We start from the raw sequence: 16,616 nt of genomic DNA on the forward strand, positions 1-16,616 counted from the left end.
GACGATGGCAACACCCGTCGCCGCCCGGGTCGGCTTAGGCTGAGCCCATGGCCGACACGACACCCCCGACTCCGCAGGAAGCTTTCGACCTGCTCATGGCAGGCAACCACCGTTTCGTCAGCAGCGCCCCGGAGCATCCCAACCAGGACGCCGCCCGGCGCGCCGCGATCGCGCCGAACCAGCACCCGTTCGCGGTGCTGTTCGGGTGCTCGGACTCCCGTCTCGCCGCCGAGATCATCTTCGACCGCGGCCTCGGCGACCTGTTCGTCGTGCGCACCGCGGGCCAGGTGATCGGCGGGGAGGTGCTCGGCAGCATCGAATACGGCGTCGACCTGCTGAACTGTCCCCTCGTCGTCGTACTCGGCCACGATTCGTGCGGCGCGGTCGGCGCGGCCACCGCTGCGCTGGAAGACGGGCTCGCGCCGGTCGGCTACGTCCGCGACGTCGTCGAGAAGGTGACGCCCAGCGTTCTCGCCGCCCGGGCCGCGGGCCGGGTCGAACCGCACGAGATCCTCGCCGAGCACGTCAAGCACACCGTCGACCTGCTGCTGGACCGTTCCCGCGTCCTGGCCGAGCGCGTCGCGGACGGCCGGGCCGCCGTCGTCGGCCTGCGTTACCGGCTGGCCGACGGAAGCGCCGAGGTCGTGGCCGCGCACGGAATCGACGCCCCCATCGCGAACTCGGCGGCCTGATCGGCCGCGCTTGACGAGGCCGCCTGGGTCCGGTTCCGGCGGCCTCGTCAGGCGAGTTCGACCAGCAGGTCGGCGAGTTGTTCCGGCGCCGAGCAGAACGGCGAGTGCCCGCCGTCGATCTCCCGGACCGCGGCGCCGAGCAGTTTCCGCGCCAAGACCGCGTTCCCCGAGCCGTCGACCGCGCGATCGTCGCGGCATGCCACGTACGTGGTCGGCACCCGGCGCTGCGGCAAGTCCGGGCAGACCTGCTGGCCCACGGTGTTCGCGCTGGGTCGCAGCTGGCTCACCGCCTCAGCGGCATCGGCCGGGGTGCAGTCGTGGTACAGCACGTCGGTCGCGCCGGCCGGGTCCAGGACCACGCATCCGGACCCGTCGACGACCGCCTGGGCGAGCACCTTCCGGAACGGCTCGGCGATCAGCGCCGCCCCGCCGTCCGCCCACACGGCGCCGGGCGTGCGCACGAGGGCGGCGAGCAGAACGAGGGAACTGACCGCCGGGTGGCCGGTCGCCAGCGGGGCCACCATGCCGCTGATGGAGTGCGCGACGAGAACAGCGCCGGACCGGTTCCGCAGCGCGTCTTCCAGCACCGCGAGGTACTCGTCCTGGCCCGCCTCGGGCGTGTCGCACGGCAGCGACGGGCACACCACCTCGTGCCCGCGCGCGACCAGGTGCTCGCGCACCCGCTCCCAGCACCACGGACCGTGCCAGGCCCCGTGGACGAGAACGAACGTCTTGGGCTTCTCGCGGCTCATGCCGAGCACGCTAACCACGGCCGCGGCGGCGCCGGAGTTCCTCGCGCCCAACGGGTTCCGTCTCTGCCCGATCGGACAATCCAGCTGGCGCGGAGTCCGGCTAGATGCCCTCGCGGATCGCGCTCTCCAGCAAGGCGAGCGCCCGTTCGATGTCCTCGCGGTCGGCTCCGTTCAGGCTGGCCAGGAGCGCTTCTTCCCGGGTGAGATGCCCTTCGAAGACCCGGTCGACGAGCTTGCGGCCCGCCGCGGTCAGCTCGGCATAGCTGACCCGGCGATCGCCCCGACGCTCGCGGCGGCGGATCAGCCCGTCGCGCTCGAGCGCGTCCAGCCGTCCGGTGAGCGCACCCGAGGTGACCAGCGCGGACGCCGCCAGTTCCGACGGCGTTTTCCGGTACGGGCGGCCCGCCCGGCGCAGGTTGCACAGGATGTCGAACGCGCCCGGGGTCAGGCCGTAGGAGGCCAGGTACCCGCGCAGGCCGCCGGCGGCGAGGTCGGCGATCCGGCGGACTCGGGCGAAAATCGCGATCGGCGAGGCGTCCAGGTCCGGGCGCTCCCGTGCCCAGTCCGCCACCACCTGGTCGACCGGGTCCATCGTCATCGGCTCCTCGTTCCGCGGCATGCGCACGGAGCCTATCCGGGTCCGTCCTAACGGGAGCGCGCCACGGGCTGCTCGGCCGCCGCGGTTGCCTTTCCGGCCGGAGCGCGGCCGCGGAGCAGCACGACCGCACCGAGCAGCGTGAGCAGCTGCGTCGCGGCGAGAAGCGCGTAGCCGGCGGCGAACCCGTGGTCGCCGCCCGCGGCGATCGCGACGCCCATCAAGGTGGGCAGCAGCGCGGACACCAGATTGCCGACCCCGTTGATCAGGCCGTAGGCGCTGCCGACCGAGCCCGCCGGCGCGTACTGCTGCACCAGGGTCGGGATCGCCGGTCCCTGCAGGCCCCAGAACGCATTGGCGAGGATCAGGGTCGCCGCCGCGAGCCAGCGCGAATCGGCGAAGGTCACGGTCGTGGCGCACAGCGCGGTGCCGATGCTGCCGATCACCAGCACGAGCGGCACGCGACGGCCGGGCAGGCGGTCGATGAGCCATCCGCCGAGGAATCCGGACCCGAGACTGACCACGAACGGCAGCGCCGACAGCGCGCTCATCTGCGCCAGCGAGAAATGCCGTGCCTGCAGCAAATACGACGGGAGCCAGGAGGTGCTGCCCCACAGATAGCCGAGCGTGGCCACCTCGATCAGCAGGATCCAGCCGAGCTTGGGCGTGCGCAACGCTCCCGCGAACCGTCGCAACGCCGGTTCCCGGACCGCTGTGCGACGCCGCACGGAGCGGACGAACAGGGCCACCAGCGGCAGTCCGACCACCAGGTTAAGCGCCGCGAGCAGCAGGAACGAGCCGTGCCAGCCGAAGTGCACGAGGGCGAAGGTGATCACCGGGATGCCCAGCGCCGTGCCCAGGGAAACTCCCATCGAACTGACCGCGTTGGGCTTGCCCCACGCGCCTTCGGCGAAATTGTCCTTGACGTACATGGTCTTCAGCGAGAACAGCGGCCCCTCGCTGGCCCCGAGCAGGAATCGCAGGGTCAGCAGGAGCAGCGCGCTCCCGGCGTACGGGGAGACGAGCGTGAACAGCGCCCAGCACGCCAGGCTGACGAGCAGCCCGCGCCGCACCCCGAAGACCGCTTCGTACCACGGCGTGATCAGCATGGCGGCGATTCCGTAGCCGGCCAGGAAAAGCGTCATCAGCGCGCCTTGCGCGGCCCGGTTGCCCGCGATCCCGAAGTGCTGCGTGAAAGCCGGATCGGTGATCAGCACGGACACATTGACCCGGTCGATGTAGGAGATCGCCACGACCGCCAGCAGCGCGAGCACGCCCAGCCACGCGGTCAGCGGCGCGCCAGGACGCCGGTCTTCCTTCGGCACGGTCACCGCGGTTCCTTTCCGGGCCGGACCATCGCGAGGCGGCCCGGACCGCGCGGACCCGCCGCGCCGCCAGACCGGCCGCCTCGGCCGGCGGGGTCGCCGGGAAGTATCTTTCTCCTAAGATGCTTGTGTCAAGCTATCTCGGCAGAGTCCTCTCCCCCGGCGCGCGACGCGGACGGTCCGCGAGGGGAACCCTGAGAGGGTGCTGTGAAACCCGGTGGTTAGTCGTTGGCGTCTTCTGCTGTGCGGCGGGCTGCTTCGGTTTCGATGGGGCCGCGAGGTTCGATGTGTTCGTCGGCGAGGCGGGCGGCCATCAATCGGATCATCGCGAATTGGATCATCGCTTCGGCGTGGGCGGTTGTGCGTTCGTAGTCGCGGGTCAAGCGTCGGCACCTCATCAGCCAGCCGAAGGTTCGTTCCACCACCCACCGGCGGGGCAGCACCGCCCTCGACGGTTTTCACCGGCTGCGAGCCCAGCACCACCGCCACGGAGAAACGAAACGGGGAAGGGCCGAGCCCGCAGGCCCAGCCCTTCCCCGTCGTCCGTCGGCAGAACGGTGTGCAGCGATCAGCCCCACACCGGTTCGCGCGCGGGGGCGAGAAGCTCGCTGACATCGCCGGACAGATCCTCGCCCGGTGCACCTCGCCGGAACAACCGCCCGGGTGCGCCGCCGCTTGTGGAGACTCCCGCGAGTTCCGCCCAGTCCCCGCGCACGCGTAGCCACGTGCCCTCGCGCAGGCCGAGCACCGGAATGTCGTTGCACTCGTGGAATTCCGCGAGCCGTTTCTCCCGGGTCTCGCCCATGTGCCTGCTGGCCGGGTCGGGGTCGACGTAGTGCGGGTTGAGCTGGAACGGCACCAGTCCCAGCGAGGCCAGGCTCGGCGGCTCCACGATCGGCATGTCGTTGGTGGTGCGCACCGTAGGCCCGGCGATGTTGGTTCCCGCGCTGGCCCCGAGGTACGGCATGCCCTCGGACACCCTGTCCCGCAACGGTTCCAGCAGCTCGCGGCGGTACAGGTCGGCCAGCAGGCGGAAGGTGTTGCCGCCGCCGGTGTACACCGCCGGGGCCGAGCGCACCGCGGCGACCGGGTCGGCGCAGGTGTGCAGCCCGCGCACCCGCACGCCGAGCGGGGCCACCGCGGCGGCGATGCGCTCGGTGTAGCCGTCGTGGTCGGCCAGCGCGAACGGCACGAACACCAGCTCGGTGCGCCCGTCCAGCACCTCGGCCACCGCGTCCAGCGCGTGCTCCAGCGGAGCACGGCCGTGGTTGGTCGAATTGGACAGCAGCAGCAGGTCAGTCACGCGATTCTCCTCGGTTTCCCCCGCCATTGTTCAGCACGTGCGCAGCAGCCGGTCCAGTACCCGGACGGAGAACCGCAGCGACTCCAGCGGCACCCGCTCGTCCACGCCGTGGAACAGCCGGTTGTAGGGCAGTTCCGGCGGGACGCGCAGGGCTTTGAACCCGAAGCCGCGGATGCCGAGCCCGGACAGCGCCTTGTTGTCGGTGCCGCCGGCGTTGCAGTACGGCGTGGGGTGGCCGTCCGGGTCCTCCGCGGTGACGGCCGCGCACATCGCGTCCACCAACGGACCGTCGAAGCCGCTTTCCATCGCGATGTCCCGGTGGATGAACTCGCGGCGCACCGACGGCAGCAGCAGTTCGTCGATCGTGTCCAGCAGTTCCTGTTCGTACCCGGGCAGGAACCGGCCGTCGACCGCGGCGGTGGCCCGGCCGGGGATGACGTTGACCTGGTAACCGCCGGAGATCATGGTGGGATTGGCGGAATTGCGCAGGATCACGTTCACCAGCTCGCCCACGCGGCCCATCCGCGCCAGGCTTCCGTCCACATCGGACGGATCGAACGGGACGCCGAGCAGCTCCGCCGCGCGTTCCAGCAGCGCCCGCACCGGTTCGATCAGCCGGACCGGGAAACGGTGCCGTCCGATCCGGGCGAGCGATTCGGCGAGGTCGGTGACCGCGTTCTCGTCGTTCGGCGAGGAGCCGTGCCCGGCCCGGCCGGTGGCGACCAGGCGCAGCCACGCCTGTCCGCGCTGCGCGCATTCGATCGGGTACAGCCGGCTGCCGTTGCCGAGGTCGAACGACACCCCGCCGCCCTCGGTGATCGCCTCGCCCACGCCGTCGAACAGGTCCGGGCGGTGTTCGGCCAGCCAGTGCGAGCCGAACTTCCCGCCGCCCTCCTCGTCGGCGAGGAAACCGAACACGAGGTCCCGCGGCGGTTTCTCGCCGCCGCGGCCGAATTGCCTTGCCAGCGCGAGGATCGCCGCGTCGAAGTCCTTCATGTCGATCGCGCCACGGCCCCACAGCATGCCGTCGGCGATCTCGCCGGAGAACGGCGGGACGCTCCACTCGGCGGCGTCGGCGGGCACCACGTCCAGGTGCCCGTGCAGGAGCAGCGCGGGCCGCGAAGAGTCCACTCCGGACACTCGGGCGAACACGCTGGCCCGGCCGGGCGCGCTTTCCACCAGCGTCGGTTCGAGCCCGGCGTCGGAGAGTTTCTCCGCGACGTACTCGGCGGCGGGCCGCTCGGTCGCGCCCGGATTGGACGTGTCGATCCGGATCAGGTCCCGGCAGAGGTCGACGACCTCGTCCTGTGCGCCGGTCATCGGCCGACCTCCTCCAGTTCCGCCGAGCCCACCGGCCGGATCAGCCCGGCCCGGCCCAGCACTGTGTACAGGATCGCGGCGGTGAGCAGCGAGTTGAGCGCGGGGATGCCCCAGTGCACGAACTTGCCGACGCAGAACGCCGCCGCCCACACCGCGAGCGTCGCGGGCACCCACACCGGCATCGTCGCCGGGACGCGGCCGGCCGCGCGGGTCTCCCGCAGCGGCGTGGAGAGCCGGCGCACCAGGAAGTATTCGGCCACGATGATCCCGCCCACCGGAGGGATCGCGACGCCGAGCACCGACAGGAACGCGGTGAAGTGCTGCAGGAAACCGATCGCGGACAGCACGGTCCCGGCGATCCCGATCACGAGCGTGACGACGCCCCGGTGCAGCGGGCGGCCGAACACGGTCCGCACGAAGTTCACCACGCCCAGCGAGGAGCCGTAGAGGTTCCAGTCGTTGATCTTCGCGGTCGCCAGCACCACCACGATCAGCCCGACGAAGCCCGACGTGGACAGCACGATGTGCGTGACGTCCGAGCTGCCGACCAGGTGCCCGAGCAGCACGCCGGTCATGCCGACGATGTACTCCGACAGCACGATCGACGCGGAACTCTGCAGCAGGACGTGCCAGCCCTTGCGGTTGAACCGGGTCATGTCCGGGGCGACCACGGCGCCGGTCATGTAGCCGCCCGCGATGATCGTCGCGGCGGCCGGGATGGAGATCGCCGTGGCGGTCGGCGCGGCCGACATCAGCGCGCTCACCGAATGGTCCGACAGGGTCGAAATGACGCTCCACGCCACCAGGCCAAAGAACAGCGGCACCGCGATCTTCGCCAGCCACATCATGTACTTGAAGCCGTAGATCACCAGCAGCGTCAGGACCACGCCGGACACCGCGCACCACAGCCACACCGGCCCGCCGACCAGCGCGTGCATGCTCTTGCCGAAGATGCCGTTCTGCACGCCGAACCAGCCCACCAGGCTGATCGCGATCACGAGGCTCACCAGCGCGGAGCCGTTGCGGCCGAACCCGGTGAACCGGGTCAGCATGGTCATGGTGAGACCTTCCCGCTGGCCGGCCAGGCCGATCAGGAAGATCACCGCCTCCAGGATCACCGCGCCGAGGGTGAACGCCCAGAACGCGTCGGAGAACCGCATCCCCACGCCGAGCGTCGCGCCGAGCACGAACTGCGACAGCGAGCCGGACTGCGCGAGCCACTGCAGCAGCATCGAACCGAAGCCGTAGCGGGCGTTTTCGGGGACGCGGCTCAGCGAGTAGTCGTCGTTGCCGATCCGTTTTTTAGCGTGCTTCGCGGGTTTCGTCGCGGTGCTCATCCGGCCACCTCCGTGCCCAGGGTCTGCAGGTGCGCCATCGAGCCGTAGCGGGCCTGCAGGTTGGCGAATTCCGGCTCGTCGTGGAAGTGCAGCGCGCCCGCGCCGAACTGCTTGGCGACCTCGACCGCGTAGCGCGCGGCGGCCGCGATGTCCGTTTCGTGGCTGGCCCCGGTCGCGCAGCCCGCCACCGTCGCCGCCGACGTGATCGCCAGTCCGACCACCGGCGCGTCCGTCGCGGTCGCCGGCTGGAGGATCGAGTTCAGGTGATAGACGCCGTTGCCGTAGGGCGTGATGTCCTGCGTGGTGATCGGGTAGGTCACCAGCGGCGCGCCGGTCACCGCCTCCAGCAGTTCGCCGAGGCCCTCGGAGACCCGCAGGATGTAGCCGCTGCGCACGGTCGGCGACAGGGCGAGCCCGCGGTGGTTGATCACCCGGTTGCCCTTGGTGGTGTCGATCGACAGCACCGCGGCCATCTCGTCGGACAGCTCGTAGCTGTTCATCGTGGCGATGTCGACCGGCGAGTTCATGAACGGCACCGGATCGTGCGGCAGGGTCGGCGCGTCCGGGCACACGTGCGTCCCGATCAGCACGTCGCCGGCCAGCACGTCGCCGCGAGCCCGCATGGACAGCAGTTTGGCGGCGGCGGCGAGCGCCGCGGCGGCGCCGTCCCCGTCGGACACGAACCCGGTCACCTCCGGCCGGGCGCCCACGCCGCCGAGCCGTCCGATCACGCCGAGCGTGGGCGCGTCGCCGCCCGAAGCACGGCCGCGGCTGCCGGCCACCCGCACCCGGACGAAGTCGGTCTTCCCGGCCGGGCCGGGCACCGTCGTGATCTCCGCGCCGCTGCCGTCCGCGCCGGCCACGGCGTCGAGGTAGGCGACGACCTCTTTCCCGGTCACCGCCGGGTCGTCGAGGATTTCGAGCAGTTCCAGGACGTGTTTGAGCATGTGGTTCCTCTGAAGGGCCGCCGGGGATTGGTCCGACCAGATTCCGTCCGAGCCCGGCGGCTTTACAAACATTTCCCGTTATTCGCACAATGGCCCGATGCCGGACCCCGACGACCGCGCCACCCCGCCCGGCCTGCCGCAGACCGCGGACCGGGCGCTGCAGGTGCTGCTCGCGTTCGACCGCGCCCGCCCGGAATGGGGCGTCACCGCGGTGGCGCGCGAGTTCGGGCTGCACACGTCGATCGCCCAGCGGCTCCTGGCCGTGCTGGCCCACCGCGGCTTCCTCGTCCGCGACGACAGCACCCGCAAGTACCGGATCGGCCCGGCCGCGCTGCACCTCGGCCGCATGTGGGACCGGGCCGGGGCGCTGGACCTGCTGGTGGTCCCGGTCCTGACCGACCTCGCCGCCCAAACCGGGCACGCCGCCCTGCTGTCCCTGCCCGACGGAGCGCACACGCGGTGCGTGCTGGCCGCGGAAGGCGCGGACGGCCGCCTGCGCGGCTATTCCCTGGTCGGCGAGCTGTACCCGGCGCACGCGGGCGCGACCAGCAAGGCGTACTTCGCGTTCCTGCCCGAGGAGGAACGCGACCGGCTGTTCGCCGACCGCCCGATGGCCCGGTTCACCCCGGACACGGTCACCGATCTCGCCGTCCTGCGGGAGCAATTGGCTGAGGTCGCGGCGCGGGGCTGGGCATTCACCACCGGCGAGTACGACACGGGGGTGGCGACGCTCGCGGTGCCGGTGTTCTTGCGCGGGGAACCGTACGGGAGCCTGTCCGTGGGATGGTCCGCTTCCCGTTTCGAGCACGACCCGGAGCAGTGGGTGGATCTCCTGCGGAGGGGTGCGGAGTTGATCGAATTGCGGCTTTCCCGACCGGTCCCCCGGCGGTGAAGCACCTCAGCCGAGGGCTTCGAGATCAGCGGCGAACCGGTCCAGCGAAGGCAGGGCGAGGATCCGGCGTTGAAACCCGCGCGCGGCCAGCCGGTAGGACGGCTCGGCCAGGACCTTGCCGAGCACCGCGGCGAGCTTGTCCGGGTTCAGCCCCGCGGCATCCGCCTGGAGGCCGATGCCCAGAGCTTCGACGCGGGCGGCGTTCGCGGGCTGGTCGGCGAACAACGGCACCGCTGCCATCGGCACGCCGCAGGAGAGCGCTTCCCGGATCCCGCTGAATCCGGCATGCGTGAGGAAGGCGTCGCACGCGCCCAGCAGCAGGCGTTGCTGCACGAAGGAAACGAAATGCACGTTCACCGGACGCGGGCCGGTCCACGCCGCCGGGTCGTGGCCGAGCGCGACGACCGCGCGGATCGGCAACGCGCCCAAGGCTTCGACCGCGATCGTCCGCAGCTGCGATTCGGACGACAACAGCGTGTGCGCGTTGGAGCCGAGACTCATCAGCACCAGCGGCGCGTCGGCGGGCAATTTCGCGATCGCGTCGTCGAGCGGATCGCCGGGCTGCTCGGGGAGGCGGAAGCAGCGGTGCCGGGAGGTGCGCATCCCCTGCGGGTACCACGATTCGGGCAGGAAGCCCGCGGTGATTTTCCCGAACGCCGGGGCCAGCGAATCGATCGCGGCGAGGCCGAACTCCGCGCGCACGGCGTTGAGCCGCTTGACGAGATCCGGCACCAGCCGCACGATCAGCGGTGCGATGTCGAGCACCGCCAGGTCGGCGCCGAGCATCTCCGCGGCCAGGAAACCGCCGTATTCGTTGGTCTCCCGGACGATGAGGTCCGGCCGCCACGGCTTCGCGGCGTCGAGCAGGTTCGCGGTGAAGGCGGCGGTCATCCGTTCGTCGAACAGCGGAACGCTGAGCGGGCCGGAGATCTCCGGCCGCCACCCGCGCACCGCGTCCACCGACGACCCGGGACCGGGCGTTCTCGCCGGAATCTCTTCGGGAGCAAGGACATCCGGCAACACCAGCACCGGCACGCCGAGCCGCTCGAGCTCCGCACGCATCGCACTGCCGGTGGCGATCGCGACCTCGTGCCCGGCCCGCCGTAGCGCGTTCGCCACCGGGACCACCGCCGGTACGAGGTGGGAGCGAATCGGCAAACCGGTCAGCAGCACGCGCATGTGGTGAGTCCTCCAGAGTTCGTTCGCGGCCGGCCATTGCCGACGTAACCTGCGCTGCGCTCAGGCTGGCACGCGTCCGCGGTGCCGGGGCATACCAGGAATTAGGGGGAGGACAAACGTCGTTGCCGGTCCGGCACTGGACGACCATGCTTGGCGTATGGGCGGGACGGTGGAGTGTTCGCTGAGCGAAGTGCACGAGGCTGTCCGGCACAACGAGGGCTCGGACGCGGTCGGAGAAGCGCTGTCCCGTGCGCTGGCCCCGCTGGTGCCGCACGACGCGCTCCGGGTAGCGGCGACCAGCCCGGCCGCCGAGTTCGGACCGGCGGCCTTCAGCTTCTGGCACAAGTTCGACCCCGACCTCGGACTGGCCCTGCTGCACCGTGCGTACGCCTGCGAGCGCTCGCCGTCGGCTCCGGCGCTGTACGACGGGTACGGCGTCGGCAGTGCACTGCTGGTCCAGATCCGGGACCGCCGCGGCAGCTGGGGTTCGTTGGAATTGTTGCGCTCCCACGGCGGCAGGCGGTTCGACGACGAGGACGCACGCCGGGCGGCGCGGCTGGGCCCGGCGCTCGCTCGCGTGCTGCGCTGGTACGTCACCGCGGGACCGCTGGCGCCCCAGATCCCGATGCTGGCGCCCGGGGTGCTCATCGTCGGGCCGGATCACCGGCTGCGCGCCGCGACCCCGCAAGCGCTCGCCTGGCGGGAACGCCTGCGAGCCAGCCGCCGCACCCCGGATTTCACCGATGCCGCGCACTTGGCCGGGTTGTCCCTGCAAACCCGCCGGCACCTGGCCGATCCCCGGGCCCGCCGCCCGGTGCTGACCGCGCCCGCCGCCAGTCACGGCCGCTGGATCAGCTGTCACACGCAGCCTTTCGACGACGGTTCCGGCGACGTGGCCGTCGTCATCGAAGCCTGCACCGGCAAGCGGCTGCTGCCGTCGTTCTGCGACTGGTACCGCCTCACTCCCCGCGAGCGCCAGGTCGTCCAGCACCTGTGCGACGGCGCGGCGGCCAAGCAGATCGCCCGCAGGCTCGATCTGTCGGTGCACACCGTCAACGAGCACCTGAAAGCAGTCTTCCGCAAGACCGCGGCCAGCGGCCGGGACGAGCTCGTCGCCGCGATCACCGGCTGAACGCTCACCGGTCGACGGGCGCGCGGTCGCTCGCAACAGTCCGGCAACCAGTTGCCGACAAGGGCTTGACCGGCTGCCTGTTATCGCTAACATTGCCATGCTCACGCCGCGAGCTTCAGCGAGGAGGTGCGGGGATGCCCACCGACGGTTCGTCAGCCAAACGCCAGCCCGGGCTTGCCGAGGTGGCCGCGATGGCGGGCGTTTCGCACATGACGGTCTCGCGCGTCGTGAACGACACCGGGACCGTGCGCGCAGAGACGCGGGCCCGGGTGCTCGCCGCGGTGGAGCAGCTGGGCTACCGGCCCAACTCGGCGGCCCGGACGTTGGCGACCGGGCGGTCGAACATTCTCGGCGTCGTCGCGCTGGAGTCCAATTTGTACGGTCCGGCCAGCACGCTGTACGGGATCGAGCACGCCGCCCGCGAAGAGGGCTACGGCGTCACGATTTCCAGTGTCAGCCGGCCGCGGCGGTCGACTTTCGCCGAGGCGGTGGACAATCTGCGGCGGCAGGCGGTCGGCGGGATCGTGGTGATCGCGCCGCACGTCGCCGCGGGCGAGGCACTGCGGCAGGTGCCCGACGACATCCCGATGGTCGCGGTCGGCGGCGGGGAATTCGTTCCGGTGCCGGTGATTTCGGTCGACCAGTACGACGGGGCGCGCCGGGTGACCGAGCACCTGCTGTCGCTCGGGCACGAAACCGTGTGGCACGTCGCCGGACCGGAGGACTGGCTGGAATCGCTGGAGCGCGAACGCGGCTGGCGGGAAGCGCTCGAACGGCGCGGCGCGCCGGTTCCGCCGCCGTTGCGCGGGGACTGGAGCCCTCGTTCCGGCTATGACGCGGGACGCCGCCTGGTCGCCGAAGGGCGGCCGGACGCGGTGTTCGTCGCCAACGACCAGATGGCCTTGGGCGTGCTGCGCGCGTTCGCCGAGGCGGGCATTTCGGTGCCCGGCCAGGTCCGCGTGGCCGGGTTCGACGACGTGCCCGAGGCGGCGTACTTCAGCCCGCCGCTGACCACCGTCCGGCAGGACTTCATCGAGGTCGGACGGCGGACGTTCCGCTTGCTCGTCGAACGCATGGACGGCGGCGACCCCGACATCCGCCACTTCGTCGCCCCCGATCTGATCGTCCGGGACAGCACCGGGCCCCGGTAACGGCGCCCGCCGCGCCGGACCCCTCTGAGCAGCCCGCGAATGTTAGCGCTAACAGTCGAGCGGCACCCCGTCGCGCGGCGCGGAATCCGGAAGGAAATCCCTCCAGTGCCAGCAGATTCCCTCGTCGTCGGCATCGACTTCGGCACGCTGTCCGGGCGCGCGGTGGTGGTCCGGGTGCGCGACGGCGCCGAACTGGGCAGCGCCGTGACCGAGTACCGGCACGGCGTCGTCGACGACCGGCTTCCGGCCACCGCCGAAGAGCTTCCGCCAGGCTGGGCATTGCAGGTTCCGTCGGATTACGTGGACGTCCTGCGCACCGCCGTCCCCGCCGCCCTGGCCGACGCGGGCGCCGATCCGCGGGACGTGATCGGGATCGGCACGGATTTCACCGCCTGCACGATGATCCCGACTACCGAAGACGGCACTCCCCTGTGCGAACTGCCGGAGTTCGCGGGCAATCCGCACGCCTACGTGAAGCTGTGGCGGCATCACGCCGCGCAACCGCAGGCCGACCGCATCAACGCCGCGGCCCGCGAACGCGGCGAACCGTGGCTGCCGCGGTACGGCGGGCTGATCTCGTCCGAATGGGAATTCGCCAAGGCACTGCAGCTGTTCGAGGAAGCCCCCGAGGTCTACCGGGCCATGCGGCATTGGGTCGAGGCGGCCGACTGGATCGTCTGGCAGCTCACCGGCACCTACGTCCGCAATGCCTGCACGGCCGGGTACAAGGGGATCTACCAGGACGGCCGGTACCCGGGCCGAGAGTTCCTCGCCGGCCTCCACCCGGGGTTCGAGTCCTTTGTGGACGACAAACTCGACCATCCGATCGGCCAGCTGGGCTCGCTCGCCGGGAAGCTCGGCACGGAAGCCGCGGCCTGGACCGGGCTGCCCGCCGGGATCGCGGTCGCGGTCGGGAACGTCGACGCGCACGTCACCGCCCCGGCCGCGCAGGCGGTCGAGCCGGGCCAGATGGTCGCGATCATGGGCACGTCGACGTGCCACGTCATGAACGGCGCCGATCTGCGCGAGGTCCCGGGCATGTGCGGGGTCGTCGACGGCGGCATCGTCCCCGGGCTCTGGGGCTACGAAGCGGGTCAGAGCGGCGTGGGCGACATCTTCGGCTGGTTCGTCGACCACTGCGTCCCGGCGTCCTATTCGGCCGCCGCGGGAACCGAAGGCCTCCACGAATTCCTGACCCGGCTCGCGGCCCGGCAGGAGATCGGCGAGCACGGACTGGTCGCGCTCGACTGGCACAGCGGCAACCGGTCGGTCCTGGTCGACCACGAACTGTCCGGGGTCCTCGTCGGGCAGACCCTGAGCACGCGGCCCGAGCACGTTTACCGGGCGCTGCTGGAGGCCACCGCGTTCGGCACGCGCAAGATCATCGAAACGTTCGAGGCCGCCGGGGTTCCGGTCACCGAACTGATCGTCGCGGGCGGACTGACGAAGAACCCGTTGCTGATGCAGATCTACGCCGGCGTCACCGGCCTCCCGCTTTCGGTGATCGGCTCGGCGCAAGGACCCGCGCTCGGCTCGGCCATCCACGCCGCGGTCGCCGCCGGCGCTTACCCCGACGTGCGCGCGGCCGCGGCGGCGATGGGGTCGGTCCAGCGCATGGCATACCAGCCGGTGCTGGCGAATGTGTCGGCCTACGACGAGCTGTACGCGGAATACACCGCGCTGCACGACTATTTCGGCCGCGGCGGCAATGACGTGTTGCACCGTCTCGCCGCGCGCCGGCGCGAACTGGCCACTGTCGCGAAAGGACAGAACTGATGACGCTGACCGCCCAGGCGCGCGGGACTATCGCGGAGCTGAGGGAATCCGTCGCGCGGCTGCACAGCGAGCTGACGCGCAACGAGCTGGTCGTCTGGACCGCGGGCAACGTTTCAGCGCGGGTGCCCGGCGAGGACCTGATGGTGATCAAGCCGTCCGGAGTGTCCTATGACGACCTGAGCGCCGACACGATGGTCGTCACCGACCTGCACGGCAAGCTCGTGCACGGCGAACTCGCACCGTCGTCCGACACCGCCGCGCACGCCTACGTCTACCGGCACCTGCCCGAGGTCGGCGGGGTCGTGCACACGCATTCGACCTATGCCACCGCGTGGGCCGCGCGCGGCGAGCCGATCCCGTGCGTGCTCACGATGATCGCCGACGAGTTCGGCGGCGAGATCCCGGTCGGCCCGTTCGCGCTGATCGGCGACGACTCGATCGGCCGCGGCCTCGTCGAAACCCTGCGCGCGACCCGCTCCCCCGCGGTCCTGATGCGCAACCACGGCCCGTTCACCGTCGGCGCCACGGCGCGAGACGCGGTGAAGGCCGCGGTGATGGTCGAGGACGTGGCCCGCACTGTCCACATCGCACACCAGCTCGGCACGCCCGTCCCGCTGTCGCGAACCGACGTCGACCGGCTGCACGCGCGCTACCAGAACGTCTACGGGCAGCGTTGAAACCCCTTAGCCAGCAAGGAGAACAGATGATTTCCGCGACCAAGCCGCAGGTGTGGTTCCTCACCGGCAGCCAGGCGCTCTACGGCGAGGAGACCCTCGACCAGGTCGCCGGGCAGTCGCTGCGGATCCGGCAGCTGCTGGCCGGTTCCGGCGGGCTGCCGTGCGAGCTGGTCGGGAAACCGGTGCTGACCGAGTCCGCCGGGATCCGGCAGGTGCTGCAGGAGGCCAACGCCGACCCCGCGTGCGTCGGGGTCGTCGCGTGGATGCACACGTTCAGCCCGGCGAAAATGTGGATCGGCGGCCTGGACGCGCTGCGCAAACCGTTGCTGCACCTGCACACCCAACTCGACGCGACGCTGCCGTGGGCGAGTCTCGACATGGACTACATGAACCTCAACCAGGCCGCGCACGGCGACCGGGAGTTCGGGTTCGTCCAGACCCGCCTCGGGATCCCGCGCAAGACCGTCGCCGGGCACGCGGCCGATCCGGCGGTGGTCGCCCGCATCGACGCCTGGGCCCGGGCGGCGATCGGCGCGGCGCACCTGCGGACCTTGAAACTGGCCCGGTTCGGCGACAACATGCGCGACGTCGCGGTCACCGAAGGCGACAAGGTCGAGGCCGAGCTGCGGTTCGGCGTCTCGGTCAACACCTACGGCGTCACCGAACTCGCCGACCGGGTCGACGCGGCCTCCGACGCGGACGTCGACAGCCTGGTCGCGCAGTACGCCGACGAGTACGCGCTCGTCCCGGAACTGGCCCGCGACGGGGAACGGCATGAATCGCTCCGGTATGCCGCGCGGATCGAACTCGGTCTTCGGTCCTTCCTCGGCGAAGGCGGATTCGGTGCGTTCACCACGAATTTCGAGGATCTCGGCGGACTTCGCCAGCTGCCGGGCTTGGCCGTGCAGCGGCTGATGGCCGACGGCTACGGCTTCGGCGGCGAGGGCGACTGGAAGACGTCCGCGCTGCTGGCCGCCGTGAAGGCGATGGGCCGAGGTTCGGCGCGCGGAACGTCCTTCATGGAGGATTACACCTACCATTTCGGTCCCGGCGAAGCGAAAATCCTCGGCGCGCACATGCTGGAGGTGTGCCCGAGCATCGCCGCGGACCGCCCCTCGTGCGAAATCCACCCGCTCGGTATCGGCGGCCGCGAGGACCCGGTCCGCTTGGTCTTCGACGCCGCCCCCGGCCGCGGCGCGGTGCTGGGCCTGACCGACCTCGGCGACCGGTTCCGGCTGGTGGCCAACGAGATCGAGGTCGTCCCGCCCGACGAGCCGCTGCCGAACCTGCCCGTGGCCCGCGCCGTGTGGAAGCCGGCGCCGTCGCTCACCACGTCCGCGGAAGCGTGGATCACCGCGGGCGGCCCGCACCACACCGTGCTCACGCAGGCGGTCGGCACCGAGACCGTGCGGGATTTCGCGCGCATGCTCGACGTCGAACTGCTTCTCATCGACGAAACGACCACCACCGCCGACTTCGCCGACCGCATCCGCTGGAACCAGGCCTACCACCGGCTCGCCCAGGGTTTCTGAAAGAAG

General features: G+C 71.1%; 15 protein-coding genes and 1 pseudogene. 7 read left to right on the forward strand and 9 right to left on the reverse strand.

Translation table 11 applies throughout. The features are described 5' to 3' along the window. The first annotated feature begins 47 nt into the window (after positions 1–47). Positions 48–692, forward strand: coding sequence for a carbonic anhydrase (locus tag CU254_RS25335; protein WP_009080631.1), 645 nt, complete (start codon positions 48–50; stop codon positions 690–692). Positions 693–739: 47 nt separating this feature from the next. Here the strand turns inward: CU254_RS25335 and CU254_RS25340 are convergent, their stop codons facing one another. The 8 genes and pseudogenes from CU254_RS25340 to CU254_RS25375 all read right to left on the reverse strand — a co-directional run bounded on the left by CU254_RS25340 (position 740) and on the right by CU254_RS25375 (position 8,271). Further along, on the reverse strand, positions 740–1,444 hold the full coding sequence (locus CU254_RS25340; protein ID WP_158688079.1) for an alpha/beta fold hydrolase: 705 nt from the start codon (positions 1,442–1,444) through the stop codon (positions 740–742). Between the two features lie 100 nt (positions 1,445–1,544). After that, complete coding sequence (locus CU254_RS25345; protein WP_199785980.1) at positions 1,545–2,063, reverse strand: MarR family winged helix-turn-helix transcriptional regulator; 519 nt, start codon at positions 2,061–2,063, stop codon at positions 1,545–1,547. A gap of 26 nt (positions 2,064–2,089) precedes the next feature. Next, the gene (locus tag CU254_RS25350) at positions 2,090–3,370 is read right to left on the reverse strand and encodes an MFS transporter (protein WP_100266877.1); all 1,281 of its coding nucleotides are present in this window, start codon (positions 3,368–3,370) and stop codon (positions 2,090–2,092) included. 215 nt (positions 3,371–3,585) lie between these two features. After that, positions 3,586–3,807: pseudogene (locus CU254_RS25355) on the reverse strand (transposase); the annotation flags it as partial. A 125-nt stretch (positions 3,808–3,932) separates the two neighbouring features. Then, positions 3,933–4,667: a dipeptidase PepE gene (gene pepE / locus CU254_RS25360; RefSeq protein ID WP_009080641.1), complete on the reverse strand. Its 735-nt coding sequence runs from the start codon at positions 4,665–4,667 to the stop codon at positions 3,933–3,935. Between the two features lie 30 nt (positions 4,668–4,697). Beyond that, entirely contained in the window at positions 4,698–5,987 is a 1,290-nt protein-coding gene (locus CU254_RS25365) for a M20/M25/M40 family metallo-hydrolase (protein WP_009080643.1), read from the reverse strand. Further along, positions 5,984–7,324 carry a cytosine permease gene (locus tag CU254_RS25370; protein ID WP_009080644.1) on the reverse strand — a complete coding sequence of 447 codons (1,341 nt, stop codon included), beginning with the start codon at positions 7,322–7,324 and terminating at the stop codon, positions 5,984–5,986. The genes CU254_RS25365 and CU254_RS25370 overlap by 4 nt, the downstream gene beginning before the upstream one ends. Next, positions 7,321–8,271: a DUF1177 domain-containing protein gene (locus tag CU254_RS25375; protein WP_009080646.1), complete on the reverse strand. Its 951-nt coding sequence runs from the start codon at positions 8,269–8,271 to the stop codon at positions 7,321–7,323. Before CU254_RS25375 ends, CU254_RS25370 begins: the two co-directional genes overlap by 4 nt. Before the next feature lie 97 nt (positions 8,272–8,368). On the opposite strand from CU254_RS25375, the gene CU254_RS25380 reads away from it, so the two are divergent. After that, positions 8,369–9,163, forward strand: coding sequence for an IclR family transcriptional regulator (locus CU254_RS25380; RefSeq protein ID WP_009080648.1), 795 nt, complete (start codon positions 8,369–8,371; stop codon positions 9,161–9,163). A 6-nt stretch (positions 9,164–9,169) separates the two neighbouring features. Here CU254_RS25380 and CU254_RS25385 read toward each other — a convergent pair whose 3' ends face one another. Beyond that, positions 9,170–10,342, reverse strand: a complete 1,173-nt coding sequence (locus CU254_RS25385; RefSeq protein WP_009080650.1) for a glycosyltransferase — start codon at positions 10,340–10,342, stop codon at positions 9,170–9,172. Positions 10,343–10,499: 157 nt separating this feature from the next. Between CU254_RS25385 and CU254_RS25390 the strand changes: the two genes are divergently transcribed. The 5 genes from CU254_RS25390 (at position 10,500) to araA (ending at position 16,610) form a co-directional block, all read left to right on the forward strand. Next, positions 10,500–11,474, forward strand: a complete 975-nt coding sequence (locus CU254_RS25390; protein WP_009080652.1) for a helix-turn-helix transcriptional regulator — start codon at positions 10,500–10,502, stop codon at positions 11,472–11,474. A gap of 134 nt (positions 11,475–11,608) precedes the next feature. Then, positions 11,609–12,625: a LacI family DNA-binding transcriptional regulator gene (locus tag CU254_RS25395; protein ID WP_009080654.1), complete on the forward strand. Its 1,017-nt coding sequence runs from the start codon at positions 11,609–11,611 to the stop codon at positions 12,623–12,625. A 105-nt stretch (positions 12,626–12,730) separates the two neighbouring features. After that, positions 12,731–14,401 carry a ribulokinase gene (araB, locus tag CU254_RS25400; protein WP_037714787.1) on the forward strand — a complete coding sequence of 557 codons (1,671 nt, stop codon included), beginning with the start codon at positions 12,731–12,733 and terminating at the stop codon, positions 14,399–14,401. Beyond that, positions 14,401–15,078, forward strand: a complete 678-nt coding sequence (locus CU254_RS25405) for an L-ribulose-5-phosphate 4-epimerase (protein WP_009080657.1) — start codon at positions 14,401–14,403, stop codon at positions 15,076–15,078. The genes araB and CU254_RS25405 overlap by 1 nt, the downstream gene beginning before the upstream one ends. Positions 15,079–15,104: 26 nt before the next feature. Continuing rightward, the gene (gene araA / locus CU254_RS25410; RefSeq protein WP_009080659.1) at positions 15,105–16,610 is read left to right on the forward strand and encodes an L-arabinose isomerase; all 1,506 of its coding nucleotides are present in this window, start codon (positions 15,105–15,107) and stop codon (positions 16,608–16,610) included. The last annotated feature ends 6 nt before the right edge of the window (positions 16,611–16,616 follow it).

Source organism: Amycolatopsis sp. AA4 (genome assembly GCF_002796545.1).
Lineage (GTDB): Bacteria > Actinomycetota > Actinomycetes > Mycobacteriales > Pseudonocardiaceae > Amycolatopsis.